This is a genomic window from Streptomyces sp. RP5T (assembly GCF_003933965.1).
GTDB lineage: Bacteria > Actinomycetota > Actinomycetes > Streptomycetales > Streptomycetaceae > Streptomyces.
Window position 1 is genome coordinate 1 of the sequence record NZ_RSAJ01001162.1, and the last position, 989, is coordinate 989.

Sequence of the window (989 nt, forward strand, 5' to 3'; positions counted from 1 at the left end):
CGGCAGGACCCCCACCCTCGCCGACCTCGCCCAGCGGCACGGGCGGTACTTCGGCAGCGCGACGGACAACCCCGAGCTCGTCGACGAGCCGTACAAGAAGATCCTCGGCAGCGAGTTCGACCAGATCACGCCGGGCAACGGCATGAAGTGGTACGCCACCGAACCCGAGCCGGGGGTCTTCGACTTCTCGCAGGGCGACGAGATCGTGAAGCTGGCCCGCAGCCACCACCAGAAGGTGCGCGGCCACACCCTCGTCTGGCACAGCCAGTTGCCCGACTGGGTCACCTCGCGCGAGTGGACGGCGGACGAGCTGAGGGCCGTGCTGAAGAAGCACATCCAGACCGAGGTACGGCACTACCGGGGCAAGGTGTTCGCCTGGGACGTCGTCAACGAGGCCTTCAACGAGGACGGCACCTACCGGGAGACCGTCTTCTACAAGACCCTCGGCCCCGGTTACATCGCCGACGCCCTGCGCTGGGCCCGTCAGGCCGACCCCAAGGTCAAGCTCTATCTCAACGACTACAACATCGAGGGCATCGGGGCGAAGAGCGACGCCTACTACGAGCTGGCCAAGGAGCTGAAGGCACAGGGTGTTCCGCTCGACGGGATCGGCCTCCAGACCCATCTGGCGCTCCAGTACGGCTATCCGACGACCCTGGAGGACAACCTCCGCCGTTTCGCCCGGCTCGGCCTCGACACCGCGCTCACCGAGGTCGACATCCGGATGATCCTTCCCGCGACCGAGGAGAAGCTGGCCCAACAGGCCAACTGGTACGCGGACTTGACCCGGGCGTGTCTCGCGGTGCGCCGGTGCGTCGGCATCACTGTCTGGGACTACACCGACAAGTACTCCTGGATCCCGGCGTTCTTCGAGGGCCAGGGTGCGGCGCTGCCCTGGGACGAGCAGCTTCAGCCGAAGCCGGCGTACGACGCGATCCGGCAGGCGCTGAAGTAGGGGACCGGGGGGTCGAAGGAGGGGAGGGTGCAGG

General features: G+C 67.1%; 1 protein-coding gene. It reads left to right on the forward strand.

Annotated features, from left to right (window positions below; all coding sequences use genetic code 11):
• Positions 1 to 955 (forward strand): endo-1,4-beta-xylanase (locus EHS43_RS45140; RefSeq protein ID WP_148104368.1); only part of this gene is annotated, 955 nt, incomplete at its 5' end.
• Between the last annotated feature and the right edge of the window lie 34 nt (positions 956 to 989).